We start from the raw sequence: 25,627 nt of genomic DNA, 5'->3' as shown, positions 1-25,627 counted from the left end.
CCATATTGGCGGTTTTGCAGCACTCTCTGCTGCCAACTCGCGTGATATTCATGCGCGCACTCCCGAGAAGAAGAAGCAGGTGGTGGATGACACCATCGCTCGTCAGGTCGCGCAGCCAGTCGTGACGGCGATGCCTTCTGATGCTCGCCATGGTGCGGGAAAGTCGGCTGCTGCTGCCAACCCGCTGTCGCAGGACCCTTCCGACTGGATTGACATGAGCTCCCGCCAGCTGGGCGCTGAAATCTCGGACATTCCGGGCGATTCTCTGCGACCGATTTTGCAGCAGGTGCGTGAGCATCACCCTCAAGCTGACCTCACTATTCTTCGTAAGGCGTATAACCGCGCGGTGTGGCAGCACCGTTTGGAACGTCGCCGCTCGGGCGAGCCGTACATAATTCACCCTCTGGGCGTGGCGCAGATTCTCGCCGATTTGGGTATGACTCCGCGTGTCGTGGCAGCTGGTCTGTTGCATGACACAGTGGAGGACACGGATTACACGTTGGACGAGTGCCGCGAAGAGTTTGGCGACACGGTGGCCGGCTTGGTAGACGGCGTGACCAAGATTTCCAAGATCGAATACGGCGACTCTGCTCAGGCTGAAACGATTCGTAAACTCGTCGTCGCGATGAGTAAGGACGTGCGCACCCTGGTGGTCAAGCTTGCTGACCGCGTGCACAACGCGCGCACCTGGCGTTATGTCCCGAAGGATTCTGGCGACAAGAAGGCTCGCGAAACTCTCGATATTTACGCTCCTTTGGCTTCCCGCTTGGGTATGAACGCCATCAAGACGGAACTCGAAGAGCTCAGCTTTAAGCAGCTATACCCCAAGATTTACAACGAGATTGTTGTTCTTACGGCTCAGCGTGCAGGTAAGCGCGATGTGTATTTGAACCAGATTCTCTCCGACCTGCGCTCCGACCTTCGTGGTGCCGGCATTGACGCCTATGTGACGGGTAGGCCGAAGGATTACTTCTCGATTTACCAGAAGATGATCGTGCGCGGCCACGATTTTGATCATATTTACGACTTGGTCGGTGTGCGCGTGATCTGCAGCACCATTCGCGACTGCTATGCGGCTTTGGGTACGGTTCACGCAAACTGGAAGCCGATTCCTGGCCGATTCAAGGATTACATCGCCATGCCAAAGCTCAACATGTACCAGAGCTTGCATACGACGGTCGTCGGCCCCGGCGGTAAGCCAGTGGAAATCCAGATTCGTACCTGGGACATGCATCGCAGGGCAGAGTTCGGCATCGCCGCTCACTGGAAGTACAAGGAAAATGGTCAAGCAGGCCGTGAACTTTCGACTCCTGACGCTACTGACAAGACGCGTGAGGCTCAAGATTCTCAGGACCAAGAGCAGGAGCTGAGCGAAAAGGATAACCTGCGCTGGATTCAGCAGTTGGCCGACTGGACGAGCCAAACCCCAGATTCCAACGAATTCTTGGGCTCGCTGAAGGATGATTTGAGCTCCGGCGAAGTGTATGTATTCACTCCGAAGGGCAAGGTCATCTCTCTGCCTGCAGGCTCGACCCCGGTAGATTTTGCATACTCCGTGCACACTGAGGTGGGTCACCACACGATGGGTGCTCGTGTGAATGGGCGTTTGATGCCGTTGGATACGAGGCTCAACAACGGCGATACCGTGGAGATTCTCACCTCGAAGGCGGAGAATGCGGGTCCATCGCGCGATTGGTTGAACTTCGTCAAGTCGCCACGCTCGCGTTCGAAGATCAAGCAGTGGTTTAGCAAGGAGCGTCGTTTCGAAGCTATCGACGATGGTAAGGATGATCTGATCCGCGCATTGCGCAGGCGTAACCTTCCTGTTGCTCAATTCACTTCTGAACCATCGATGGTGGGTGTCGCACAAGACCTTGGCCTCGGTAGTCCTGACTCTGTGTACTCAGCTATCGGTGAGGGGAAGATCTCCGTTCAAAATGTCATCGAACATTTGACACGCGAACTAGGAGGCGATGAAGAAAGCGAAGACCTGGATGGCTCTGTCATTCCTCTCCGCGATATTTCCACCAAGCCGTCGAGCTCGACTTCTGATTCTGCCATTACCGTCAGGGGAGTAGATGACGTATGGGTTAAGCTCGCCCGTTGCTGCACTCCTGTGCCTGGTGACGACATCGCCGGCTTCATCACCAAGACGGAGGGCGTGTCGGTCCACCGTGTGGACTGCGTGAACTTCATCAATTTGAAGAAAAACCAGCCCGAGCGTGTGGTCAAGGTGTCCTGGTCAGGCAGGAAGGGTACCTTCCTTGTTCGCATTCAGATTGAAGCACTCGACCGTCCACACTTGCTCTCCGATGTGACGCGCACTCTGGCGGATGCTGGAGTGGATATTATGTCCGGCAATATGCAGGCTGGCCGCGACCGCGTGGCTATTTTGCAATTCGAGTTCGAGCTGGCTGATTCTCAGCATTTGAAGACTGCTCTCACCGCTGTTCGTGGCGTGGAAGGCGTGTACGACGCTTATCGCTTGACCGGCAGCAACGGCTCGAAGAAGAAGCAATAACAAGAAAAAGCCCCTGGACTCAATCCAGGGGCTCTATTTTTTTCATGCACTGCGCTCGCTACTAGCAGCAAGCGCAGTGATAATCTTGAGGCTTACTTGCTGACGGCAGCCAACCAGCTGAGCTTTGCAGCCTTCTCGGACTCGTACTCAGCCTTCTTCTTCTCATCCTTTTCGGAAGCGATCAGCTCATCGAGCTCAGCAATACGAGCGTTGAGCTGATCTTCGAAGGAGTTACGGCGAGCGGAAGTCTCCGGGTCCTTCTGGCGCCACACAGCCTCTTCCACAGCCTTAATCTGCTGCTCCACAGCGTTCAAGCCGTCTTCGAGCTCGCGGATATTCTGGCGTGGAACATAACCGATCTGATCCCACTCTTCGAGGATCTTACCCAAAGCCTGACGGGCGGCTGCAGCCTGCTGCTCGGTCGTAACTGGCAGGAGCTGCTGAGCCTTAGCCAACAGGGCGCGCTTCTTCTCCAGGTTCTCCTCCTGGCCGGCGTTACGCTGATCGCGGTCAGCCTGGCGAGCGTTGAAGAAGGTGTCAGCAGCAGCGCGGAACTGGGTCCACAGCTTGTCGTCATCGCGACGACCTGCGCGGCCAGCATTCTTCCACTCGTTCATCAAGTTGGCAAACTCATGAGAGGTATCGAGCCAATCGGTGGAATCCTTCAGCTCTTCAGCGCGCTTGACGATGGCACGCTTCTTGCTCAACACAGCCTCGCGAGCCTCATCACGCTGCTTAGCCCACTGGCGGCGCTGACGGTTGAACTGGGAGCGAGTGGCAGAGAAGCGCTTCCACAAAGCGTCGCTCGTCTTGCGGTCAAGGTGAGCGTTCTTCTTCTGCGTTTCCTTCCACTCATCAAAGATGGCACGGAACTTCTCAGCAGTATCACGCCAGTTAGTGTTGTCGTTGAGGCCGGCAACGAGAGCTTCCGCTTTCTCGATCACGGCAGTGTGCTCAGCAATGGACTTATCCAAAGCCCTCTTGCGAGCAGCCTCGAGCTTAGCCTTCTTCTCCTCAGCAATCTTGGCGAGCTCATCCATGCGGTTGCGCAGAGCAGTGAGGTCACCCACAACCTGAGGTGCCTCAACATCCTTCTTGAGGCTTTCCACAGTCTGGTCGATTTCGCGAGAGCGAATCTGGGAAGCCTTAAGGCGCTGAGCGAACAGCTCCAAGCGAGCCTTAAGGTCGAGGTAACGACGCGCGAGAAGGTTCAGAGCAGTTTCTTCTTCACCCTCTGCATACTTGCCGACTTCACGCTCTTGGTCACCATCCTTGACGAACACGGAGCCATCGTGAACGGAAGCGAAGGTCTTTGCTGTAGCCACGTCCTCCTCGGAATAGGTGACGCGAACAACAGGCTCAGCGCTCTTCTTCGCCACTGCAGACGGAGTAGGAGCTGCATTTTCAGCAGTCGTGGAAGTTTCTTTTGTGTTCAGCTGGGTTTCCTCAGCTGGGGTAGTGGCTTCAGTAGTCACCTTTTCAGTTTCATTTTCTGGTACGCTCATGCCTACTCCTTGGGTTCGCGTTGGGTCGAAGGCTCAGCCTGGAACCTCTACCAGGCCTCATCGCCGTCGCAACCCTTTCATTATAGAGACTGAACGGCGGAAAATCTCGTGTTCAACGTTTTGTAACAAAAAGGCTTGGCGCACTTTCGCACACCAAGCCTCATTTCTTCACTTATCGCTCGAGATTATCACCGCGACAATCACTCTGATCTTGGCAATCATCGCTCGATAGCCCTCGAGATTATCAGTTATTCTGACGCCTTCTTGCCAAGGCAATCAGGCTTGCACCAGCGAGCACAGCCAGCAGGGCAAGTGCGGCGATCATCACCACAGACGCACCCGTGGATGCGAGCACCTGAGCACCCTTCGAGGCTGCAGTCTTCGATGCGGATGGCTTGGAGGTGCTTGGCTTGGATCCGTCTGGCTGAGAGGCAGAACCATCCTTACCAGAATCCTTACCAGAATCCTTACCGTCATCCTTACCAGGGTTCTTATCGTCGCCAGGGTTCGATGGCTTGTCACCGTCGCCAGGGTTCGATGGCTTATCCTCATCACCTGGCTTCGATGGCTTATCCCCATCACCTGGCTGAGTCGGCTGTTCTTCTTCCTGTTTGGCAACCTTCAACACCGACACGGAGATTGGAGCAGCAGAGAAGCCCTTCTCATCCACAGTGAGCGTGTTATCCACACCCTCAGCAGCGGCAGCGCGCAGGAAGCGCAGAGCCAAACGAGCCTTCACATCCGTAGTGTTCGCCTTCACAACCTGCGAGCCCAGAACCAGAGGCTGATACTTACCAGCAGGAACCTCAGTGACAGCAGTGTGAGCGTTATTCGCATTCAGAACAACCACATAGGTGCCAGTCTCATCCTCAATCTGGTAAGCAATAACACCCTTGGCAGCAGCCAGAGGCTTCACCTTGCTGGCAATCTCAGAGTAGGAGTTCAAGCGAAGGCCAGGAACAGACTTGCGCAAAGCAATCAAGCCCTTGACAAATGCGGCCGTATCAGCAGCGTTTGCGTTCTTGGCCGGGTCGAGATCATCCCAGTTGAGCTGGTTGACAGAGTCACCCGCGTTATACGAGTTCTCATTGCCAGCCTTGCTCCTCAAGAATTCCTGACCAACTTGAAGCTCGGACTGACCTTGCGAAAGAAGGATCGTGCCAGTTGCCAACTTATCCATCTTGGTCAAACGAGCCTGATAATCAGCGTCCGACTCGCCAGCCTCTTGAGGAACCGACTTGAGCAAACGGTCAAAGAGAGTCTGGTTATCATGGATTTCCGCATACTGAACAACCTGACCTGGGGATGCGAAATGATCCTCAGCATTGCCATTCCAGCACTTGGTCGCCTCCGGCGAGCCATCAGAAAGCGGGCAGGCGAGGATATTGTGCATCACCAACTGCTCCTGGTCACCCTTATTAGCTGCGAAGCCAGTGCCGTCGAGAGAGAAGACCGAACCACGCAGACCGTCGCGCAAGGAATCGTTGAAGAAACCAATGGTCGAGCCCGTCTTCGTTCCGTTCTCACCCGTGTTATCCAACTCGTATGCATTCGGCTGGATAGCATTCTGTGACTTTGGAAGCATGGAATTCATATCCCAGCCTTCACCAATCACCAGAATGCTCGGGTCGATCTTATCCAGTGCAGCACGAACCTGCTTCATTGTTTCGAGATCATGGATACCCATGAGGTCGAAGCGGAAACCGTCGACCTTGTAGTTCTTGGCCCAGTAGGTCACCGAGTTGACGATGTAGTTGCGGACCATGGCACGCTCGGAGGCTGTATCATTACCCACACCCGTGTCGCTCGACATCTTGCCGTCAGCGGTGTAGCGGAAGTAATAGCCAGGAACCACCTTGCCGAAAGCGTGCTGCGAGGCGTCAAACACGTGGTTGTACACCACATCCATCACCACACGCAGGCCGGCATCGTGAATACCCTTGACCATTTCCTTAGCTTCCTTGACGCGGGTTGCCGGGTCAGCAGCATTCGACGAGTACGAACCCTCAGGAACGTTGTAGTTCTTCGGGTCGTAACCCCAGTTGTAGTTGCTATCGTCCAATGCCTTCGTCTCATCGACGGAAGCATAGTCGAAGAATGGCTGCAGCTGAACATGAGTGATACCCAACTGCTTCAAATAGTCAATGCCCGTAGACTGACCAGCAGCATTCTTCGTCCCCGTTTGCACGAAGCCCAAATAAGTTCCGCGCTTGGCTTCATCCACACCCGAAGTTGGGGACTTGGTGAAGTCGCGAATATGGGTTTCAGCGACGATGGCATTGCTATCCCCACCTTCAAAGGCAGGCATGCGCTTAAAGTCTGCAATCGTCTTCTCCTCATCGGAGAGAACGACAGAGCGATCACCGTTGACGGTGGCTGCTGTTGCGTATGGATCTTCCGATTCGTTCGTCGTACCGTCAGCGAAGCTCACCGCATAGTCATAAGCAGTGTCCTTCATATCCCCAGGCACAGTGACGACCCACACACCCTTGTCCTGACGTGTCATCGGGTAGGTGTGAGCAAGAGGAGCATCAGCAGACTGATCTGACTTATAGGTGCGCAGCACGACCGAGCTTGCAGTTGGAGCCCACAGTTTGAAAGTGGTTTCCTTCTGCGAATATGTAGCACCGAGGTCGTCGCCCGAGTAAGCGTACTTCTCATCGAACTTCTTCGTGCGCACGATTGCACCCGCCGTAGCAGATACCTGACCGTAATCAGCAACCTTAACGGTGTACTTGGCGTTCGGTTCGAGCTCATCAGCAGTGGCAATCTCAAGCGTTGAGCCGTTGACCTTCACCGAGCTGAGCTTGACAGGCTTGCCTGAGGCGTCGGTAACTTCAACTTTGCCTTTCACGTCGTCTTCGCTCACCGGCTTGCTCATCTTTACGTCAAGCTTGGTGAAATCAGAGATAGACGCAGACTTGACCGTTGTCGACAAGGTTGGCTGAGAAGTGTAGACCGTTGCGTCGCCGGCAACGAGCCAGATTTCGCCATGAACGGAGCCATCTGCCTTATTTGCTACGAGAGCATTGGCTGGAACGAAGATGTTTCCATCGGCAGGGTCCTTCTCACTCCATTCACCCAAACGACGCAGCATGCCGATATCAGAGTTGTCACCCGAAACGACGAGCTGGTAATTAGGGTAGGAGATAGTGGCGATTTCACCCCAAGCGTCATGCTTGGTGAAACTTGCCGACTTGCCAGAAGAGGCAGACGTCCAGGTCCACAAGTTCCACTGTGGGTCCTCGATACTGGTATTTGCTGCATCGTAGTACTTGCCATCAGCGCGATAGTAGTGAACCGTAAGCGTGAGATTACCAGAAACGGTGTAGTCCTTCGGTGCAGAACTCAGCGTCGTGTCTGCGCCATCAGCTGCGCTACCATCCACCCATGCCTCAGCAGTGCCATTCTTCGCCACGACGATGGAACGGTCGGCACCAAACTTATCCCAGTTAGACGTGGTCACAATGAAGTTGAACTTATCAAAGGAGCCAGGGACATAAGCCTCATAAACCTTGCCCCATGCATCCTCACCAGTGAACTGGTGGTGCTCACCGGCCAAATCTTTACCGGAATTGTCTGTACCCCACACGTAAACACCGCGGCCAGGGTCGTTGGCTGCTGGCTTGTAGTGGATCACCAGACGAGTGCTGCCCTCTAAAGCCTCGGGGTTGCCAAACTTCACCTGATAGTTTTCAATGCTGGCTTGAACGATGCCGGCAGGAATAGTGTAGTTAGCCGAATTATTCGAATCCCAATTGCCGTTGCCGTCAGTGAAGTAAACTTTCGCTTCCTTACCGCCGGTGGTGAGCTCCATAGTGTAATAGCCCTGAGCATCTGGCCCATTCATCGGCTCTTGGGAGGCGGACCATTGACCATTGGCAAAGTAGCCCATCTTCACGGCCTTCCAGCTCGGGTCAGCCTTGTAGTAGACGGTCAGCGTCTGGTCCGTTGGCAAAATTGCCTGGTCTTCCTTGCCAATCGTTGGGTCAGAAGGATCCTTGGCTTGGCTGGCCGCTGGGTGGTGATCCTTGGTTGCTCCTGCGTAGAGAGCGACCGCAGAACGTGCTGGGATGGTAGTAGAAACCGTTCCATCCTTCACTTCAACCTGTTCGGAGCAATCCTGAGCAGCGTACACGTTGCAATATGTACCGTCGGCAAGGTCTGTGGTGTAGTTAACCTTGACTGGCTCAGTCGCATTATTGATGGCCAAGAAGCCCTTGGCTGAGCGAGAGAAGGCAATGTTGTTCTTGTCTTGAGATTGCCAGCCCGTCAGCTTCGCGTCACCCACATAATTGTGGAAGGCGATCATTCCTCGTGTCGACGTCCAGCGCTCCTGGCAATTCCAGTCGGAGGTGTTGGAGGAGCATACCTTGTCCATGTCGACGTCAGGAACAGAGGTCTCAGTGGCACCAGGAGCACCAGTATCGTGGTCTGCTATGTCGTTTCCGAACTTGTAGTCAGAGATGAGACGAGGCGTGCCATAGCCGTAGCCCAACATGAAGGCGTTAGCTAACTGGTAGCGTGCTCCATCCTTATAGGTTAGGTAACCTTCTTGGCGGGCAGTATCCCAATTGGTGATAAACACGTTTGCCTTTTCAGAAGGCATGAGGCGAGAACTGAGATCTTTCAGCCCAGAGATGGAACCCTTGAACTTCTGATTGAGCTCAGAGGCGAAACCAAACTCGGTGACATCTCCATTGCCAAAGTAGTTGGACGGCTGAATGCCTGCTGCTTCAGAAGCATTACCGATGGTTTCTTGTACCCAGTAGATGTCATCAGCAGACTTTCCTGCTTTCTGAGCAGTCTGCTGCTTGATGGCTTTGAGATCAGCTGCGTTGATGTGCTTCGCAGCGTCAACGCGGAAGCCAGCAACTCCGAGCTTGAGCAAACGGGCGAGAAAATCGGAGTCAATATCTTGAACCTTGGCAGAGCCTGTGTTCCAATCCCACATAGACTGCAAACGGCAGTTTTGCACTTCATCTTGATTGGTGTAATTGGTAATTTTTGCCGTGCACTCGTGGAAATCAGAGCGAGTAGCGCCTTGAGGGTACTGGTTCTTATCACCGGTGAAACCAGGGTAGGAGGCGGTATCTGCATTAAACTTGGTACCTGCAACGCCTTCACGCTCGCCGTGGATGTCAGAATCAGTTCCAGTGGTCTGGTTCATCACAACATCAGCGATGATGCCGACGCCTGCCTTCTTGCAGGTGGCGACCATATTCTTGAACTCAGCTTCTGTGCCGAGTTTGGAATCGAGTTTGAAACTGACTGGCTGATAGCTGGTCCACCAAGCTGTGCCAGGGATCGTTTCTGTAACAGGGCTGGTTTCTACGTAGCCAACACCTTCGGGACCGTAGGTGGTGGTGCAAGCTTGTGCGATCGTATTCCATGTTTGTTGGAATGCGATGACTTGCACATCGCTACGAGAATTAGCAGCAGCTTGAGCATCAGCAGTAACTGAAGCTCGAGCGTTGGTCACAGGGATGAGAGCCCCAACCAAGCCCATAGCAACTGTCGCTACAACACCTGTCAGAGTGTAGAGCCGTTTACTTGCATGCGTAAACATGTGTTTCCATTCTCTTCATTGAGTACTTACCCTCACAGTGACGAAACGCTGGTCCCCGTCGACATAAAGCGGCATGCTCCCAGCGGTGAGCAGTGAGATACCGTTTGCAACAAACATCTTCGTTACGTGAAAAAAGCGGGTATCCGTCATGCACGACACTGTGATCAGTCCCCACAATACATGAGTTTTTCCGGGTTTTCAAAAGGGGTGGTGATCATACATACGAGGCTGCCACCGTTTGCAAAGAATTCCAGAATTTCTGCTCATTTGCAGTAAATTTTTGCAAAGCAATCATTTTTCGACGCTTCATTCGTACTACTCAAGAACCCGCACCTCACCAACCGATAGGAAAGAACGTGTTATTAGCCCTCGTCAATCGGTTCTGAGCTTTTTGTATAGTGACACAGTGGCTAAAGGTGCATCAGTATCCGGCTTCCCGGAATGGCTTCCGCAGGAAAGAGCCGTTGAACAACAAATGATCGATACGCTCAGAAACGTCTTTGAGCTCCACGGGTTCATGGGAATTGAAACGCGAGCCGTGGAAACTGGCGCTTCTCTGCTCAAAAAAGGCGAAACCAGTAAGCAGATTTACCTGCTCTCGCGTTTGCAAGATGTTGGCCATGAAAGTGACGAACCTCTAGCAGAGCGCTTAGGTCTGCATTTTGACCTCACTGTTCCACTGTCCCGCTATGTGGTGGAACACACAGGCGACCTCACGTTCCCCTTTAAGCGCTGGCAGATTCAAAAGGTGTGGCGAGGAGAGCGCCCGCAGGAAGGACGTTTCCGCGAATTCGTTCAAGCAGATATCGACGTCGTCGGAAATGGCACACTTCCTGACCACTATGAAGTTGAGCTTCCTCTAGTTATGCTCGAGGCAATGGAACGCTTCCAGGCCTTCGGCCTTCCTCAGGCCACCATTCATGTCAATAATCGCAAGCTGTCGGAAGGCTTCTACCGCGCTATTGGCTTAAGCGATGTCGAGGCAGTTCTGCGCGAGGTCGATAAGCTCGACAAAGTCGGCGAAGATGAAGTAGTGAAATCGCTGATGCAGTATTGCTCTGCGAATCGTGAACAGGCACAGGCCTGCTTGAAATTAGCTGAAATTCGCGAATACGAACCTCACGCTTTGCGCGAAAAGTTTGATGCCTTGTGCCACAGCTACGATGTTGACACCACGTCTGAACACTATGCCTTGGCTATCGAAGGCGTGGAAACCGTCTCAATGATCTTGCGCGAAGCCGAAAAGGTACGTTCTCACGCAGTCATTGCTGATCTCGCTATTGCTCGTGGTCTCGACTACTACACTGGCTCTGTCTACGAGACGAGTTTGGAAGGCGCGGAAGAATTAGGCAGCGTCTGTTCCGGCGGCCGCTATGACAATCTGGTGAGCCAGGGTAACAAGAAGTACCCAGGCGTTGGCTTGTCCATCGGCCTTTCTCGAATGCTGTCCTACTTGCTGCACACTCAAGGCGCTCACGCGAATCGTCAGTCGCCAGCAACTGTGCTCGTCGGCGTATGGAATGAAGAGAATCGTGACGCCTCCAACGCCATCGCCCGCACCCTGCGCTCCCGTCAGATTGCCAGCGATGTTGCTCCTACTGCTCAAAAAATTGGCAAGCAGATTCGTTACGCTTCCCGCCTGGGTATCCCTTATGTGTGGCTTCCAGCTGACCCCAACGCTGAGCCAGGCTCTGAGAACGCAACTGACCAGGTGAAGAACATCATCACTGGCGAACAGATGAGCGCTGATGTGAACACGTGGGTTCCTGCCAGTGAATATGGCAAGCAGGAAATTGTGGTCGGCAGCGAGTCTGCTCCAGCACAGTGAGTATGCTGAACGGGAACGCTGGGAGGATTACACGTCTATGACTCAGACAAAATACAAAACGAATTCAGCTGCTGAACTTGGCTTGGCCAATGTCGGCAGCACTGTCACGCTCGCCGGTTGGGTGGATCGTCGCCGCGATCTGGGAGGAATGACCTTCCTCGACTTGCGAGATCACTCTGGTTTGATCCAGATTATGGTTGCCGACTCTGCTATGGCCAAGGATGTGCGCAGTGAATACGTGCTCCAGGTCACAGGAAAGGTTGCAGCTCGGCCTGAAGGCCAGGTCAATGAGCACTTGGCAACAGGCGCTATCGAAGTGGATGCCGAGAAGATCACCGTTCTCTCCACTGCAGCGGTTCTGCCATTCCAGGTGTCTTCCGTGTTGGAGAACGAGGGCGACAACAAGCTTCCTGGTGAGGATGTGCGCCTGCGCTACCGTTACCTGGACCTTCGCCGCCCCAGCATGCAGGCTCGTTTGAAGCTGCGCTCCGACATCATGCGTGCAGCCCGCCAAAGCCTGTACTCCATGGACTTTGAGGAGATCGAAACCCCAACCCTCATCAAGTCCACTCCGGAAGGCGCTCGCGACTTCGTCGTCCCATCCCGCCTGCAGCCAGGTTCCTGGTACGCTTTGCCACAGTCCCCACAGTTGCTCAAGCAGCTGCTCATGGTTTCTGGTGTGGAGCGTTACTTCCAGTTTGCTCGCTGCTACCGTGATGAGGACTTCCGCGCCGACCGTCAGCCTGAGTTCACTCAGCTCGATATGGAGATGAGCTACGTGGGCCAGGAAGATGTCATTGCTATGGGTGAGAAGCTCATTCATGACGTGTGGGCTTCCCAGGGTTACGAGGTTGAGCTGCCAATCAAGCGCATCGACTACAAGGATGCCATGGCATGGTACGGCTCCGACAAGCCAGACCTGCGCTTCGACAACAAGCTCGTCGACCTGACCGAATACTTCAAGGACACGCCATTCCGCGTGTTCCAGGCCTCCTATGTAGGTGCCGTGCGCTACGAGGGCGGCGCAAGCCTGTCCCGCCGCGAGTTCGACGCCTGGCAAGAGTGGGCAAAGCAACGTGGCGCGAAGGGCTTGGCTTATGTCACCTTCAAGGAGGATGGCACTATCGCTGGCTCCATCGCCAAGCATATTTCCGACGCTGAGCGCGAAGGCCTCATGGAAGCTACCGGATCGAAGCTGGGTGACGCCGTGTTCTTCGCTGCGGGCGAGGCTGAGGATGCTCAGACCTTGTTGGGTATGGTTCGTCGTGAGATTGCCAAGCGCCAAGGCCTGTTGGACCCGAAGAAGTTCGCCTTCTGCTGGGTGGTGAACTTCCCACTGTTCCGTCGCGCTGACGACCCGAACGACGACCACGTCAACGTGGGTCACACCAATTGGACGAGTGTGCATCACCCGTTTACCATGCCAAGCGAATCCTCGCTGGATACCTTCGACACTGACCCTGAGCATGCTATGTCTGACGCCTACGACATCGTGTGCAACGGCTTGGAGATGGGCGGCGGCTCTGTCCGTATTCACCGTGACGACATTCAGCAGCGCGTGTTGAAGGTGTTGGGCATCTCTCAGGAGGAGGCTGACGAGAAGTTTGGCTTCCTGCTAGAGGCCTTCAAGTATGGTGCCCCGCCTCACGCTGGTATGGCTATCGGTTGGGATCGCGCGTCGGCAATTCTCTCCGGTGTCGATTCCATTTACGACGTCATCGCCTTCCCGAAGACGCACTCTGGTTCCGACCCTCTCACTGGTGCTCCTGCTCCAATTTCTGAGCAGCAGATCAATGAGTCTGGTGTGAAGGAAGCGGTGGCGGCTCTCGAAGCCGATAAGCAATAGTTTGCCTCAAGATTATCAGTGCGCTTCATCGCAAGCCTGATAATCTCGTGAGCTTATGGGGAGCAGTTCTGACGAGCTGCTCCCTTTTGCGTAGTATGGAGACGGTAGCCAGCAAGGAGGAATGATGGGGCAAGACGAGACGAGCAAGAAGCCGATTGACATTCTGGACCTTGCCGGTTTAGATGATCCGCAACCGCCGAGCGGGGAAGAGATTTTCGAGCGCTTCTTCACCTGGGTGCGCTCCCGCGGAATTGAGCCGTGGGAACACCAGGAAGACGCCGTTTTAAGCCTGGTTTCGGGTGCGAATGTGATTTTGGCCACGCCGACCGGCTCGGGTAAGTCGATGGTGGCGCAGGCGATGATTTTCAACGCCATCTGCACTGGCCAGCGAGCTTGGTATACCGCACCGATTAAGGCTCTTGTTTCTGAGAAGTTCTTTAACCTTGTCGAAGTTTTTGGTAAGGACAATGTGGGCATGATCACCGGCGATGTGCACATTAACACCGACGCGCCGATCATCTGCTGCACAGCGGAAATCCTGGCTAACGAGGCTTTGCGCGGTAAGCAGCGCGACATCGGCTGTGTGGCCATGGATGAGTTCCACTACTTTGGCGACCCTCAGCGCGGATGGGCTTGGCAGGTGCCGCTGCTAACCCTGCCGAAAACGCAGTTCTTGCTCATGAGCGCTACTTTGGGTGACACGAGCGACATTGAGAGGCTGCTCAATAAGCTCAACCGTCACGAAACAGATGTGGTCGACCAGGCAGCTCGCCCGATCCCGCTGAGCTATAAGTATGTGATCGACCCGCTGCCCGACACGATTCGCCACCTGCTAGACCAGGGCGATGAGCCGATTTATGTGGTGCATTTCTCGCAGGCTGCTGCGATTAACACCGCTCAAGACCTCTCCTCGTATGGTGTGGCGACGAAAGAGCAGCGTGAGGCGATTAAGAAGGAGTTGGAGAACTTCCGCTTTACGACGAAGTTCGGCCAAACTTTGCGCAGGCTGTTGGTTACCGGTGTGGGTGTTCACCATGCGGGTATGCTGCCACGCTACCGCCGCCTGGTGGAGACGCTCGCGCAGAAGGGTTTGCTGCCGATTATTTGCGGTACGGATACGCTGGGCGTGGGCATTAACGTGCCGATTCACACGGTAATTTTGACCGAGCTGTCGAAGTTTGATGGCAATAGGACTCGTCGTTTGCGTGCGCGCGAGTTCCACCAGATTGCTGGCCGCGCGGGCCGTTCGGGCTTTGACCATGAGGGTTTGGTTATCGCTCTGGCTCCCTGGTATGACATTGAGAATGCGCGTTTGACGGCGAAGGCGGGCAATGACCCGAAGAAGCTGCGCAAACTTCATAAGAAGAGCCCGGAGAAGGGTTTTGTCGGCTGGGATAAGGCTGCTTTTGAGAAGCTGATTGCCGCTGAGCCGGAAAGGCTCGTCCCGCACCTTCAGGTGACGCATTCTCTCGTTCTCAACGAGGTGATTCAGGGTGGCGATGCGCGTGAGCGTGTTTCCCAGCTCATTGAGAACTCGTTGGTCAGCGACAAGGTGAAGGAAGAGTTGGAGAACCGTGCGGATGAGATTTTCGCCACCCTTCTCAACACGGATGTGATTACGCGCACGGAATATGACGACGGCTCGGTGGATTACGACACGCACTTTGATCTGCCGGAGAACTTCGCTTTGGATGAGCCGCTCTCTCCGTTCTTGCTTGCTGCTCTGGAGTTGCTGGACCCGCAGTCGCCTACCTATGACATGGATTTGCTGTCCATGGTTGAGGCAATGGTGGAGGACCCTCACCAGATTCTCAATGCGCAGAAGCGTCAGGCTCGCGACCGCGCGATCGCGCAGATGAAGGAGGACGGCCTGGATTATGATGCTCGCGTCGAGGCTTTGCAGGACATCACTTACCCGCAGCCTCTGAAAGAGTTGTTGTGGCAGGCTTTCAACGAGTATCGTCACGATGTGCCTTGGGCTAATGATTACCAGGTGATGCCAAAGTCGGTGGTGCGCGACATGGTGGAAACCGCTTCCGATTTCAACGGTTATATCGCTCGTTATGGGGTGAACCGCTCGGAGGGCATTCTTCTGCACTATTTGTCGGATGTGTACCATGTTTTGAGCCGTACGGTTCCTACCGATAAGCTCACCGAGCGTTTGGAAGAAATCATCGACTGGCTGGGCTTGGTCGTGCGCTCGGTGGATTCCTCGCTGTTGGATGAGTGGGCGAACGCTGATGCCCAGATGGGTGTGAGCGCGGATAATGGCAGTACTGCTAATCTGGGTGGTTCTGCCCCTGGCTCCCGCGACTCGGTGGTGCCGGACCGTAAGGGTATGGAGCTTTTGGTGCGTAACGCCCTCTTCTTGCGCGTGCTGCTGATTGCCGAGGAAAAGAGCCAGGAGCTTGCCGACTTGGATACAGAGTTTGGCATGGGCTTGCGCTCCTGGGAGGACACTCTCGACGATATTTACGACGAGCATGAGGAGATTATCACTGACCAGGATGCTCGCTCGAGTAAGTATTTCATCCTCGATGAGTCGGATGAGAATGCTCACCATCGCTGGCATGCCCGCCAAATTCTCAAGGATGCGGAGGGCGACCTCGACTGGGCTATCGACGGGTTTATCGACTTGGATGAAACGCAAAACCAAGGTTCTGTCGTTTTCGACGGCTATGAGGTTGCTCCGATCGATGAGCTGATGAAAAATGGCGTGACTATTGAGCAGGAGGGCCTATGAGCGAAGATATGCCAGACCTGTTCAGCCAGGCCGAGGCGAGCGATATCACCAGGCCTCTAGCCGTGCGCATGAGGCCTGCAAACTTGGATGAAGTGGTGGGCCAAGATGAGGCGCTTGCTGAGGGTTCGCCTTTGCGCAGGCTGGCCCTTCCTCAAGGCTCGGATATGATCACTGCCCCCAGTTCGGTGATTTTGTTCGGCCCTCCTGGCATTGGTAAGACGACGCTGGCCACGATTATGGCCACTCAGTCGGGCCGTGCTTTTGAAGAGCTGTCGGCGGTGACCTCGGGTGTGAAGGATGTGCGTGCCGTTTTGGAGCGCGCTCACCGTCGCCTGGTCACTGAGGGCAAAGAGACGATTTTATTCATCGATGAGGTGCATCGCTTCTCCAAGTCGCAGCAGGATGCGCTGCTGCCTGCGGTGGAGAATAGGGATGTCACTTTTGTGGCTGCAACGACGGAGAACCCGAGCTTTTCGGTGATTTCGCCGCTTCTCAGCCGCTCGGTGGTGGTCAAGCTTAACCCGTTGACAGACGAGCAGTTGAAGGTGATTGTCACGCGTGCGGTTCATTCTCCTCGCGGTTTGAATGACACACTGAGCTTGTCGGACGGCGCTTTGAATGTGATCGTGCGATATGCGGCGGGTGATGCGCGTAAGTCACTGACAATCTTGGAGTCTGCCGCGAGTGCTGTCGAAGAGCCAAGCCCAACTTCCAACAAGTTGCCTGAGATTACCACTGATGTGGTGACGCAAGTGATGCAAGCTGCTCAGATTCGCTACGACAAGACGGGCGACGAGCATTACGATGTGGCTTCCGCCTTTATTAAGAGCATGCGCGGTTCTGACCCGGACGCGGCCATTCACTATTTGGCGCGTATGTTGCGTGGGGGAGAAGACCCTCGTTTTATCGCCCGGCGCATTATGATTGCTGCCAGTGAAGAGGTGGGCATGGCATCGCCTCAAACACTGGAATTGTGCGTGGCAGCTGCTCAAGCCGTGGCGATGGTAGGCATGCCGGAAGCGAGGATTATTCTTGCTCAAGCGGTGATTGCTGTGGCCACGGCACCAAAGTCGAATGCGAGCTATAACGCCATTAATGAGGCTCTCGCCGATGTGGATAAGGGTGATATTGGTCAGGTTCCGCTTTATTTGAGGAATGCGCCGACCAAACTTATGCAGCAGTGGGGTAACCATGAGGGCTACCGGTATGCGCATGATTACCCGGGGGATATTGTGCAGCAGGAGTATATGCCTGAGCCGTTGCGCGGCAAAATCTATTACCGTCCGAAAGAGCATGGGTATGAGGCGCAGATTGCGCAGCGTTTGCCTAAGATTCGTGCGATTTTGCATGGCACGGTAGCCGATAAGCCTGCAGACGATGACACTGCTTCAGCGCTGAACACTGCTTCAAAGGACGGGAAAGAATGACACGACTTTGCGTTGTGACAGCGCTGAGTTCAGTAAGCCTGGCAACTGCGCTGCTGATGAGCCTTGCCTCCTGCGGGGCAAGTCCAGCGCGGCCAGCCGCCGCACCTCAAGCCTCTCAACCCGCTTACTGTGAGACGAGTGCTGATGGCACTGCTGATGGCACTGCTGATGGCTCGGGTGGAAAAACATCCGCTGACACTTCTTCCCGCGCGTCCTCCGATTCTGCCGCCCACGCTGGGGTAACCGAGCAGCAGATGGATGCCATCTGCTCTGCAACTGCGCTCACCGGGCAGTTGAAGAATAAGACGATCGCTTATATCGGCATCGCTGGTGTGGGTGCATTCGCTCGCCATGCGAGAGCGGATATTCAGCGTTTTGTCACAGCCGGCGGTTTCAGCCTGACGACGGACCATATGCTCAATTCCAATGATCCTTTGGAACAGGTGAGCGCTTTCGACAAGGCAATTTCTGCTCGCGTGGCTGCCATTATTCTGTACCCGGCTGAGCAAACCGGCTGGCAAGAAGAGTTGGAGAAGGCCCGAGTTGCCGGAATTCCAGTTATTGTGGTGGGCATCCCGGTGCAGACCACGCACGATGACCATGGCACTGTCGACACGACGACGGCTGGTGACACAACAGCCAGCGGTGACACGACAACCAGCAGCGGCACGTCAACCAACGCAGACACGACGACTAACAAAAGCGAACAGAAGGCTGACGGCCAGGAGGCTCCTTTAGTGGCGAGCTTTATCGGCCCGTCTGACGAGTGGGCAGGTGAGCAGGCTGCCGAATACGTGAACAGTTTGAATTCTTCCGAAAAAGGCGCGAAGCTCACCGGCCTGGTAATCTCGGGCGCTCTGGGTTCCCCTCAGGCGCAGGGGCGCGAAAAGGGATGGGAGAGCAAGCTTTCTTCGTCGGTGCGTGTGGTGGAAACGCAGCATGGGGATTGGACTCGCCAGTCTGGCCACGACCTGACGGCCGATATTCTGGCCCGTCACCCCAGCACCCCGATTGACTTTATTTTTGCTGCCAATGATTCGATGGCGATCGGTGCCTCGCAGGCAGCTCAAGAGGCGGGCATTACGCCCCAAATTATCAGCATTGACGGCACTCGCGCGGGTTTGCAGGCGCTTGTCAACGGCTCGCTTTCTCGCGTGATCGAATACAACCCTCAGATGGGCGTCGACACTTTGCACGCGCTCACCGCGGTGCTCGGCCACCGACTTGACCCTGAGAAGTACCCGACTATTCCTCGCGTTTACCGCGTGCCTTCCCAGATTTTCACTGCGGCTTCCGCGCGTGCCGCGCTTGCGTACCGCAAGTACTGATCTGTACGCATCCGCGCTTCGTGGTTCGGGAGCTCACGAGCGAACGAACACGTGCGCATATACAAGAGGGCGCTGGACTTGAGAGCCCAGCGCCCTTATTCAACCGGTGAACAAAAGATCACCGCTATGATTCACCGGATTGATAATCTCAAGCGATGCAGCGAGTAGCCTTGCAGAATGGATCCCAAGGCTCCAACTCCACCGGCTTGCTATGAGCAACAGCGAGAGTGTCAGCATCCAGGAACTCGCGACGCAACACGACGTCATAAACGAAGTCGCTGAACCACTCGTCCGACATGACGAAGTAGCCGTTCTCGCCGACCATCTTGCCCCACGAATTCTCGATCTTCCAACGAGTTGGGTTGCCGTTCTCATCAAGGTCAACACCCTGAATGGTCATTGCGTGGTTACCCAGCGACTCGCCAAAGCGCAGACGATCAGCCTTATCGAGCTTGTACTCAACGTCGAAGAGGGCTTCCACATTCACGCTCTTGCGGTCGAACACACCCATGCGACGCAGGGAGAATGGCTCGCAATCGCAAGCGAACCATGCAGGGTGACCAGCCTGGAGCTGAGCGATCAAAGCCCTCTTGATCACATCCATACCCATGTTGGCGAACTGGATTTCGTGACCAGCCACCATGTTGGAGGAGCGACGCAGCTCATACAGCTTGCCATACTCCTTGTGAGGAGCGTCAGCAACGTCAACGTAATCGTTAAGGTCTACGGAGCAGTACTTGTGGAAGAACTCGAGAGGAGTGATGTTCTTGTCGACGATGAGCTTTCCAGTGATGAAGCCCTTCTTCTCGCCATCCTTCTCACTCTTCTCGCCCTTTTCAGCAGAAGAGTCAGCAGCGGAAGAGTTCTCAGAAGATTCAGCAGACTGAGAATCTTTATCCTCATCGTCCTTGGTGCGCACCACGAAGTCGAAGGTTGCCGGAGGCTCGCCCAAGCTAATGGAAAGCATACGGTAAATTGCCGCGAGCATCTGGCTCTTCACCTCGCGCAGAACAGCCAGGGAAGCACCCTGCTCGTGGCGAGCGCGCAACTGAGCGGCATCCTCACGAAGAAGAGCGTTCACATACTGAACCATGTCAGCAGAAGAATCAGAGTTAGCAGACTCAGGGTAAGCGTCAGCAGGCATCAGGCCATACTTATTCACCAAGTTGGCAAAGCCCCAGAACCAGCCGCCATCGTCGACGAGGTCAGCGTTGACGTACTCCCATTCGCGAGAGCTCAGGGGCTCATCTAAGGTGTCCAGAATAGACTCCAAGTAGTAGTTAGCCTTCTCCATCTTGTCCCAGAAGAACAAGTAGGTTTCCGACAGCTCGAGATCAGCGAGGTTGAGGTCTTTGATCATCTCGTAACGGCACACGTTCAAACCAGAGAACATCCAGCAACGGCCCGAACGCTTCTGGTTGGTAATCGAACCCTGCTTGAGCTCAATACTGAAGGTGCGGCGAAGCTGGCGCACCCCCTCATAGTCCACAGCAGCGGCGAGAACACCGTTGTGCACCGCAGCGTTAGCAGCGATCTTGTTAGCGCGCTGCGAATTGAACTGGGAGGAATAACCTTCGCTCATGGAGCTGGTGAGAGCGCCCTCAGCGCTCAGCGCAGTTTGAGAGGCAGAAACTGCAGTTTTTTCGGTATTTTGTGTCATGAGCTCTATGCTAGACACGATGTGCGATTTCTCAGCCTGGCGGGTTAGCATAACAGAAGTGGTAATAGGAGGCTTTTATGACATCGCTACACGCAAGCACCGCCAAGCCAGTAACCTTCGCCCTCGCACAAATCGACACGTGCGTGGGTGACCTTGAAGGCAACTCGCAACTCGTTCTTTCCTACTGCAAGAAGGCCTACAAGCATGGGGCAGACGTCGTCGTCTTCCCTGAAATGACCTTGACAGGCTACCCGATTGAGGACCTTGCCTACCGAGCAACCTTCCGCCGCGCCGCTCACCAAGCAGCCCAAAAGATCGCCGCCCAACTCGACGCCTTGGGAATGGGCTCCATGCGTGTCGTCCTCGGAACTGTCGGCGAGCCACCAACCAGCACGCCCACCGGCCAACCCAAGCCTCAAAACAAGCTTCTCGTGCTGCGCCACGGCGCAATCGTCAACCAGTACGCCAAGCACTTCCTTCCCAACTACGGCGTTTTCGACGAGTTCCGTATTTTCAGCCCCGGCGACAAGGCCCTTGTTTTCGAAGTGCACGGCCAGCGCGTCGGCGTGGCAATCTGTGAGGATATTTGGCAAGATGGCGGCCCAGTAGCCGAGCTCGCCACCAAGAATATCGACGTTTTGCTTACCATCAACGGCTCGCCCTTCGAAGAGGGCAAGGGCCAAACCCGCCAGGACCTCGCCGTTAAGCGCGCCCGCGAAGTCAACGCCCCCGTCATCTACCTCAACCAGGTCGGCGGCCAGGACGACCTCGTTTTCGACGGCACCAGCTTCGTCGTCTCTCCAACAGGAGCCCTGCTGGAACGCTCCGCGAGCTTCGAAGAAGACCTTTCCTACTGGACACTTCCCGCACCGAGCAGCGAACACACGCGCGAGCAAGGCTGGGAAATGTCCCGTTCCACCATCGCCCCCGAGTGCATCGACGATGAAGCCGTCTACGAAGCCTGCGTGCTCGGACTCAAGGATTACGCCAAGAAGAACCACTTCAAGGGTGTTGTTCTCGGCCTGTCCGGCGGCATCGACTCGGCTTTGACAGCAGCTATGGCAGCCGACGCCCTCGGAGCAGAAAACGTCTACGGCATCTCTATGCCATCGCGCTACTCTTCCGACGGTTCAAAGTCCGACGCCGAGCAGCTGGCTCAAAACTTGGGCTGCAATTACGAGGTTCAGGCTATTGAGCCGCTCTTCACCGTCTTCCAAAACCAGCTTGCTCTCACCGGCACTGCTCAGGAGAATCTGCAGGCTCGTTTGCGCGGTGTGATCGTGATGGCCTACTCCAACTCGAAGGGACTTTTGGCGCTGGCCACGGGCAATAAGAGCGAGCTTTCCTGCGGCTACTCGACCATTTATGGCGATGCTGTGGGCGGTTACGCGCCGATCAAGGATGTTTTCAAGACGAAGGTGTGGGATCTCTCGCGCTGGCGTAATGACAAGGCTCGCTTGGAGGGCAAGCCGGAGGTCATCCCCGTCAATTCGATTACCAAAGCTCCGTCTGCCGAATTGCGCGAAGGTCAGAAGGATTCTGATTCTCTGCCGGAGTACGCGCTTTTGGACAAGGTTTTGGCCGCTTACATCGAAAAGCAGCATGGTCGCGCTGACCTTTTGGCCGACGGTTTTGATGAGAAGACTGTCGACACGGTGATGCGCCTGGTGGACCGCGCTGAATGGAAGCGTCGTCAGTACCCGTTGGGCCCGAAGGTGACTGCTTTGGCCTTTGGTCGCGACCGTCGCCTGCCGGTCACTTCTCGTTTTACTGAGTAGCAGGCTGCTATGGCTTTGTTTAATCGTCGCTATTGGTGGTTTAACACGAAAACGGGTCAGGTGGAGCATGGCAAGCATTCGAAAATTGCCGACCTGCTTGGCCCGTACCGCACTCGTGAAGAGGCCGAAAAAGCCTATGAGATTGCCAAGCTGCGCAACGCCCAATGGGTGGAACAATTAAGCCGCGACCAGCCTCGTCAGGCTCAACAGCTCTCCGGCAGCGAACTGGCGCATTTAAGCCGTTCCTCCTCGCCTGAGATTACCAGTGCGAAGTCTGACCCGTGGTCGAGTTGGCAGGACTTCTTGGATGAGCCGGCTCGCCACACATGGGATAAGCATGCCGACCAAGTGGCTGATCTGCCTTCACCGGTGACTGACCGTTTCGGGGGAGTGGCGGCAAAGTCTGACCCTCACGACCCTCAGGCATTTGAGAAGCGTATGCAGGCGTTGCGCTCTCGACAAGAGGAGTTTAAGCGGACAGACCCGGATGCAGCTGGCTCTGATAATTCTTCAGATGCTGATGGTGGTTCAGCCTCTCATGATGATTCAGGTGCTGATAATCAGGAAGGTCAGACTGACGAGCAGGGTAATTCGTCGGGCGAGTAGGCAACAATAATCGACGTGAGTGCTGTGAATGAACACGCACAGTGGCAACAGAAAAGTGGTAAGGGAGCAGAGCAGGCATGCAGGACGAGCCAGAGCTGATCGACGTACCCCACAGGGGAGTACCCGACCTCACTGCTACCCCTCGCCAATTCGACGCTGCTATCGCTGACTTGAGCCACGCCCTCGGTCCGCTTGCCGTTGACGCGGAACGTGCCAACTCCTACCGCTATTCGCATATGGATTATCTGATCCAAGTGCGCCGCCAGGGGACGGACACGTATCTTTTTGACATTCCCGCCCTTCTAGCGGCTGGATGCGATATCACCCGTTTAGTGAGTGTCATGCCCGATGCGCAGTGGCTTCTGCATGACGCTTCACAGGATCTCCCGAGTTTTCGCGATCTGGGGCTTTTCCCGACCAAACTTTTCGACACTGAATTTGCTGCGCGCTTCTTAGGGCTCAAAAAAGCAGGCCTCGCCTCCGCAACTCAGAAATTCCTGGGAAAGACGCTGGCCAAAGAGCATGCCATCGCTGACTGGTCAGTCCGGCCGCTAAGACGCGACTTGAGAGTGTATGCCGCTTTGGATGTGGAGCTGCTCATTGAGTTGCGCGATGCGGAAGAAAAAGCGTTGCGCTCTCAGGGGAAATGGGAGTGGGCTCAGGAAGAATTCAGCGCGATTTTAGCCCACGGTTTGGCTTTCCACGAGTCGCACAATGAACCCTGGTACCACACGAGCCATATCTCTCGGCTGGGTGCTGACCGTGAAGGTCTAGCCATCGTGCGCGAACTATGGAATACCCGCGACAAGATTGCCAGAAAGTTGGACATCAACCCTGATCTTTTAGTCGGCGACCACACCCTTGTGGAAGCCGGCTTGCGCAAACCGCATAATCGCGCCCAGTTTGAGGATATTTCTGGCTTCCAAGAGCGCGTTCGCCGTCATACCGGCACAGAAGAGGACAAGATGGTGGAGAATTACGCTCCACTGCAACGTTCCGTCAAGCCACGAGTGTGGCTTGACGCCATCCTGCGTGCTGAAAATCTTAAGGAAGACGAGTGGCCAGCCATGCATACGTATGAGGAAAAAGGCGGCTCGGGAGCCCAAAGAACCATGAAATACTGGAAGAGCCACCAACCTGAGCGCTACCAAAGGTTGAGCGCCATGAGGACGGCTATTGGCCAGTTGAGCCAAGATTTGGAAATACCAGCGGAATTACTGGTAAAGCCCTCGCTGATCAGAGAAGTATGTTGGCAAGAGATCCCACACGAGCAAATCGGCGCATTCTTAAGCGAACACGGAGCCAGGCCATGGCAAGTGAACCTGGTTACAAAGTCTCTGAGAGGCATTACAGTTACTGAAAGTTAGTTTCTTTACGCAGATGCGAAGAGAGAAACACAAGAAACTTTTCGAGGAATTGGAGTTCAGGGTGAGAACCACTGTCAAGAAGCTCGAGCCAACCAAGGTCAAGATGACCGTCACTGTGGATCAGAAGGAGCTCGACCCGTATCTCGACCAGACCCGTCAGCGCATTGCTTCCCAGGTCAACGTCCCAGGTTTCCGTAAGGGTCACGTGCCAGCTGCTGTGCTCGACGCTCGTTTCGGCTTTGCAGCAATCGTCTCTGAAGCTGTCAACGACGCTGTTCCAGAGCTGTACGCCAAGGCTGCACAGAAGCGCGAGTTGCACCCCATGGACCAGCCAAAGCTGGACGTTGAGGCTGTGCCAATGAAGGCTGACGACGACACCAAGCTGAAGTTCACCGCTGAGGTTGAGGTTCGTCCAGAGTTCACTTTGCCAAGCCTTGAGGGCATGGAAGTTGAGATTCCAGCAGCTGAGGTCAAGGATGAGGACGTTGCAGAGCGCCTCGAGGGCCTGCGTAAGCGCTTCGGCACCTTGGTGGGTGTGGATCGCGCTGCTCAGAAGGGCGATTTCGTCAACATTGACCTGACCGCAACCATTGATGGCGAACAGGTTGATTCTCAGTCCGGCGTGAGCTACCAGATTGGTTCTGGCAACATGCTCGAGGGTATGGATGACGCTCTCGAAACCCTCACCGCAGGCGAGAAGACCAGCTTCGAAGCACCATTGGCTTCCGGCGAGCACGCAGGCGAGAAGGCTTCCATCGAGGTCACCGTCAACTCCGTCAAGGAAGAGCAGCTGCCAGAACTCAACGACGACTTCGCTCAGGAAGCTTCTGAGTTCGACACTCTCGACGAGCTCAAGGAGTCCGTGAAGAAGGCTGCTGAGCAGGATGCGAAGGGTCGTCAGCTTCAGGAAGCTCGCGATGCCTTCATCGCCAAGCTTGAAGAGGGCTTGGACATTCCTGTTCCAGCAGGCGTTGCCAAGCAGCTCTCTGATGATCACATCAACCAGCTGCCAAAGGATGCTTCTGAAGAGAACAAGAAGGCTGCTGCCGATGAGGCCGAGAAGGAGCTGCGTGACCAGATGGTTCTCGACCAGCTCTCTGAAGACCTCAAGATCGAAGTCTCCCAGAATGATGTGACTGACTTCTTGGCTACCATCGCTCAGCAGTATGGCATCGATCCAGGCCAGTTCATCCAGTCCATCGTGCGTCAGGGCCAGCTCGGCTCTGCTGTCACTGAAGTGGGCCGTTCTAAGGGCATGGTCGCCGGTATGCGTCAGGTCACCTTCAAGACCTCTGACGGCACCGTCGTCGACTTCTCTGAGTACCTGCCAGCTGATGAGCCAGAAACCTCCGATGAGGAAGCTTCCGCTCAGGCTGCTGCAGCTGCCGCATCTATTGCAGATTCGATGACTGCTGCTTCCAAGTGAGCTGATTAACGGCTTTCGATCCC

General features: G+C 55.2%; 13 protein-coding genes. 10 read left to right on the top strand and 3 right to left on the bottom strand.

Annotation, left to right across the window (positions count from 1 at the left end; translation table 11 throughout):
- Positions 1 to 214 precede the first annotated feature (214 nt).
- Positions 215 to 2,521 (top strand): RelA/SpoT family protein, encoded by a 2,307-nt coding sequence (locus AEAE_RS03225; RefSeq protein ID WP_169711594.1) that lies wholly within the window; start codon positions 215 to 217, stop codon positions 2,519 to 2,521.
- A gap of 92 nt (positions 2,522 to 2,613) precedes the next feature.
- On the opposite strand, the gene AEAE_RS03220 is transcribed toward AEAE_RS03225, so the two are convergent.
- Together AEAE_RS03220 and pulA are read right to left on the bottom strand one after the other, a co-directional pair.
- Positions 2,614 to 4,026, bottom strand: a complete 1,413-nt coding sequence (locus AEAE_RS03220; protein ID WP_094689694.1) for a DUF349 domain-containing protein — start codon at positions 4,024 to 4,026, stop codon at positions 2,614 to 2,616.
- 244 nt (positions 4,027 to 4,270) lie between these two features.
- A complete protein-coding gene (gene pulA, locus AEAE_RS03215; RefSeq protein ID WP_244569606.1) occupies positions 4,271 to 9,595 on the bottom strand; it encodes a type I pullulanase in 5,325 nt (1,774 codons plus the stop codon).
- Between the two features lie 406 nt (positions 9,596 to 10,001).
- On the opposite strand from pulA, the gene hisS reads away from it, so the two are divergent.
- The 5 genes from hisS to AEAE_RS03190 all read left to right on the top strand — a co-directional run bounded on the left by hisS (position 10,002) and on the right by AEAE_RS03190 (position 18,767).
- On the top strand, positions 10,002 to 11,423 hold the full coding sequence (gene hisS, locus AEAE_RS03210; protein ID WP_094689693.1) for a histidine--tRNA ligase: 1,422 nt from the start codon (positions 10,002 to 10,004) through the stop codon (positions 11,421 to 11,423).
- A 37-nt stretch (positions 11,424 to 11,460) separates the two neighbouring features.
- Positions 11,461 to 13,269, top strand: a complete 1,809-nt coding sequence (aspS, locus tag AEAE_RS03205; protein ID WP_094689692.1) for an aspartate--tRNA ligase — start codon at positions 11,461 to 11,463, stop codon at positions 13,267 to 13,269.
- 124 nt (positions 13,270 to 13,393) lie between these two features.
- Complete coding sequence (locus AEAE_RS03200; RefSeq protein WP_094689691.1) at positions 13,394 to 16,012, top strand: DEAD/DEAH box helicase; 2,619 nt, start codon at positions 13,394 to 13,396, stop codon at positions 16,010 to 16,012.
- Complete coding sequence (locus AEAE_RS03195; RefSeq protein ID WP_094689690.1) at positions 16,009 to 17,439, top strand: replication-associated recombination protein A; 1,431 nt, start codon at positions 16,009 to 16,011, stop codon at positions 17,437 to 17,439. Before AEAE_RS03200 ends, AEAE_RS03195 begins: the two co-directional genes overlap by 4 nt.
- On the top strand, positions 17,436 to 18,767 hold the full coding sequence (locus AEAE_RS03190) for a substrate-binding domain-containing protein (RefSeq protein WP_094689689.1): 1,332 nt from the start codon (positions 17,436 to 17,438) through the stop codon (positions 18,765 to 18,767). Before AEAE_RS03195 ends, AEAE_RS03190 begins: the two co-directional genes overlap by 4 nt.
- 148 nt (positions 18,768 to 18,915) lie before the next feature.
- Here AEAE_RS03190 and AEAE_RS03185 read toward each other — a convergent pair whose 3' ends face one another.
- Entirely contained in the window at positions 18,916 to 20,349 is a 1,434-nt protein-coding gene (locus tag AEAE_RS03185) for a C1 family peptidase (protein ID WP_094690093.1), read from the bottom strand.
- A gap of 155 nt (positions 20,350 to 20,504) precedes the next feature.
- Between AEAE_RS03185 and AEAE_RS03180 the strand changes: the two genes are divergently transcribed.
- The 4 genes from AEAE_RS03180 (at position 20,505) to tig (ending at position 25,604) form a co-directional block, all read left to right on the top strand.
- Positions 20,505 to 22,205: an NAD+ synthase gene (locus AEAE_RS03180; RefSeq protein ID WP_094689688.1), complete on the top strand. Its 1,701-nt coding sequence runs from the start codon at positions 20,505 to 20,507 to the stop codon at positions 22,203 to 22,205.
- A gap of 9 nt (positions 22,206 to 22,214) precedes the next feature.
- A complete protein-coding gene (locus AEAE_RS03175; protein WP_094689687.1) occupies positions 22,215 to 22,811 on the top strand; it encodes a hypothetical protein in 597 nt (198 codons plus the stop codon).
- A gap of 77 nt (positions 22,812 to 22,888) precedes the next feature.
- Positions 22,889 to 24,178 carry an HRDC domain-containing protein gene (locus AEAE_RS03170; RefSeq protein ID WP_094689686.1) on the top strand — a complete coding sequence of 430 codons (1,290 nt, stop codon included), beginning with the start codon at positions 22,889 to 22,891 and terminating at the stop codon, positions 24,176 to 24,178.
- A gap of 61 nt (positions 24,179 to 24,239) precedes the next feature.
- Positions 24,240 to 25,604, top strand: a complete 1,365-nt coding sequence (gene tig, locus AEAE_RS03165; protein ID WP_094689685.1) for a trigger factor — start codon at positions 24,240 to 24,242, stop codon at positions 25,602 to 25,604.
- The last annotated feature ends 23 nt before the right edge of the window (positions 25,605 to 25,627 follow it).

Origin of the sequence: Aeriscardovia aeriphila (assembly GCF_002259595.1) — a bacterium.
Classification (GTDB): domain Bacteria; phylum Actinomycetota; class Actinomycetes; order Actinomycetales; family Bifidobacteriaceae; genus Aeriscardovia; species Aeriscardovia aeriphila.
This window is presented reverse-complemented; position numbering and strand designations above follow the sequence as displayed.

Bases quoted from the DNA above. Each gene is read 5' to 3' on its own strand.
- AEAE_RS03200 (WP_094689691.1), top strand. From the start codon at position 13,394: ATGGGGCAAGACGAGACGAGCAAGAAGCCGATTGACATTCTGGACCTT.
- AEAE_RS03180 (WP_094689688.1), top strand. From the start codon at position 20,505: ATGACATCGCTACACGCAAGCACCGCCAAGCCAGTAACCTTCGCCCTC.
- AEAE_RS03190 (WP_094689689.1), top strand. From the start codon at position 17,436: ATGACACGACTTTGCGTTGTGACAGCGCTGAGTTCAGTAAGCCTGGCA.
- AEAE_RS03170 (WP_094689686.1), top strand. From the start codon at position 22,889: ATGCAGGACGAGCCAGAGCTGATCGACGTACCCCACAGGGGAGTACCC.
- AEAE_RS03185 (WP_094690093.1), bottom strand. From the start codon at position 20,349: ATGAGCGAAGGTTATTCCTCCCAGTTCAATTCGCAGCGCGCTAACAAG.
- aspS (WP_094689692.1), top strand. From the start codon at position 11,461: ATGACTCAGACAAAATACAAAACGAATTCAGCTGCTGAACTTGGCTTG.
- AEAE_RS03220 (WP_094689694.1), bottom strand. From the start codon at position 4,026: ATGAGCGTACCAGAAAATGAAACTGAAAAGGTGACTACTGAAGCCACT.
- AEAE_RS03225 (WP_169711594.1), top strand. From the start codon at position 215: ATGAGCTCCCGCCAGCTGGGCGCTGAAATCTCGGACATTCCGGGCGAT.
- pulA (WP_244569606.1), bottom strand. From the start codon at position 9,595: ATGTTTACGCATGCAAGTAAACGGCTCTACACTCTGACAGGTGTTGTA.
- AEAE_RS03195 (WP_094689690.1), top strand. From the start codon at position 16,009: ATGAGCGAAGATATGCCAGACCTGTTCAGCCAGGCCGAGGCGAGCGAT.
- AEAE_RS03175 (WP_094689687.1), top strand. From the start codon at position 22,215: ATGGCTTTGTTTAATCGTCGCTATTGGTGGTTTAACACGAAAACGGGT.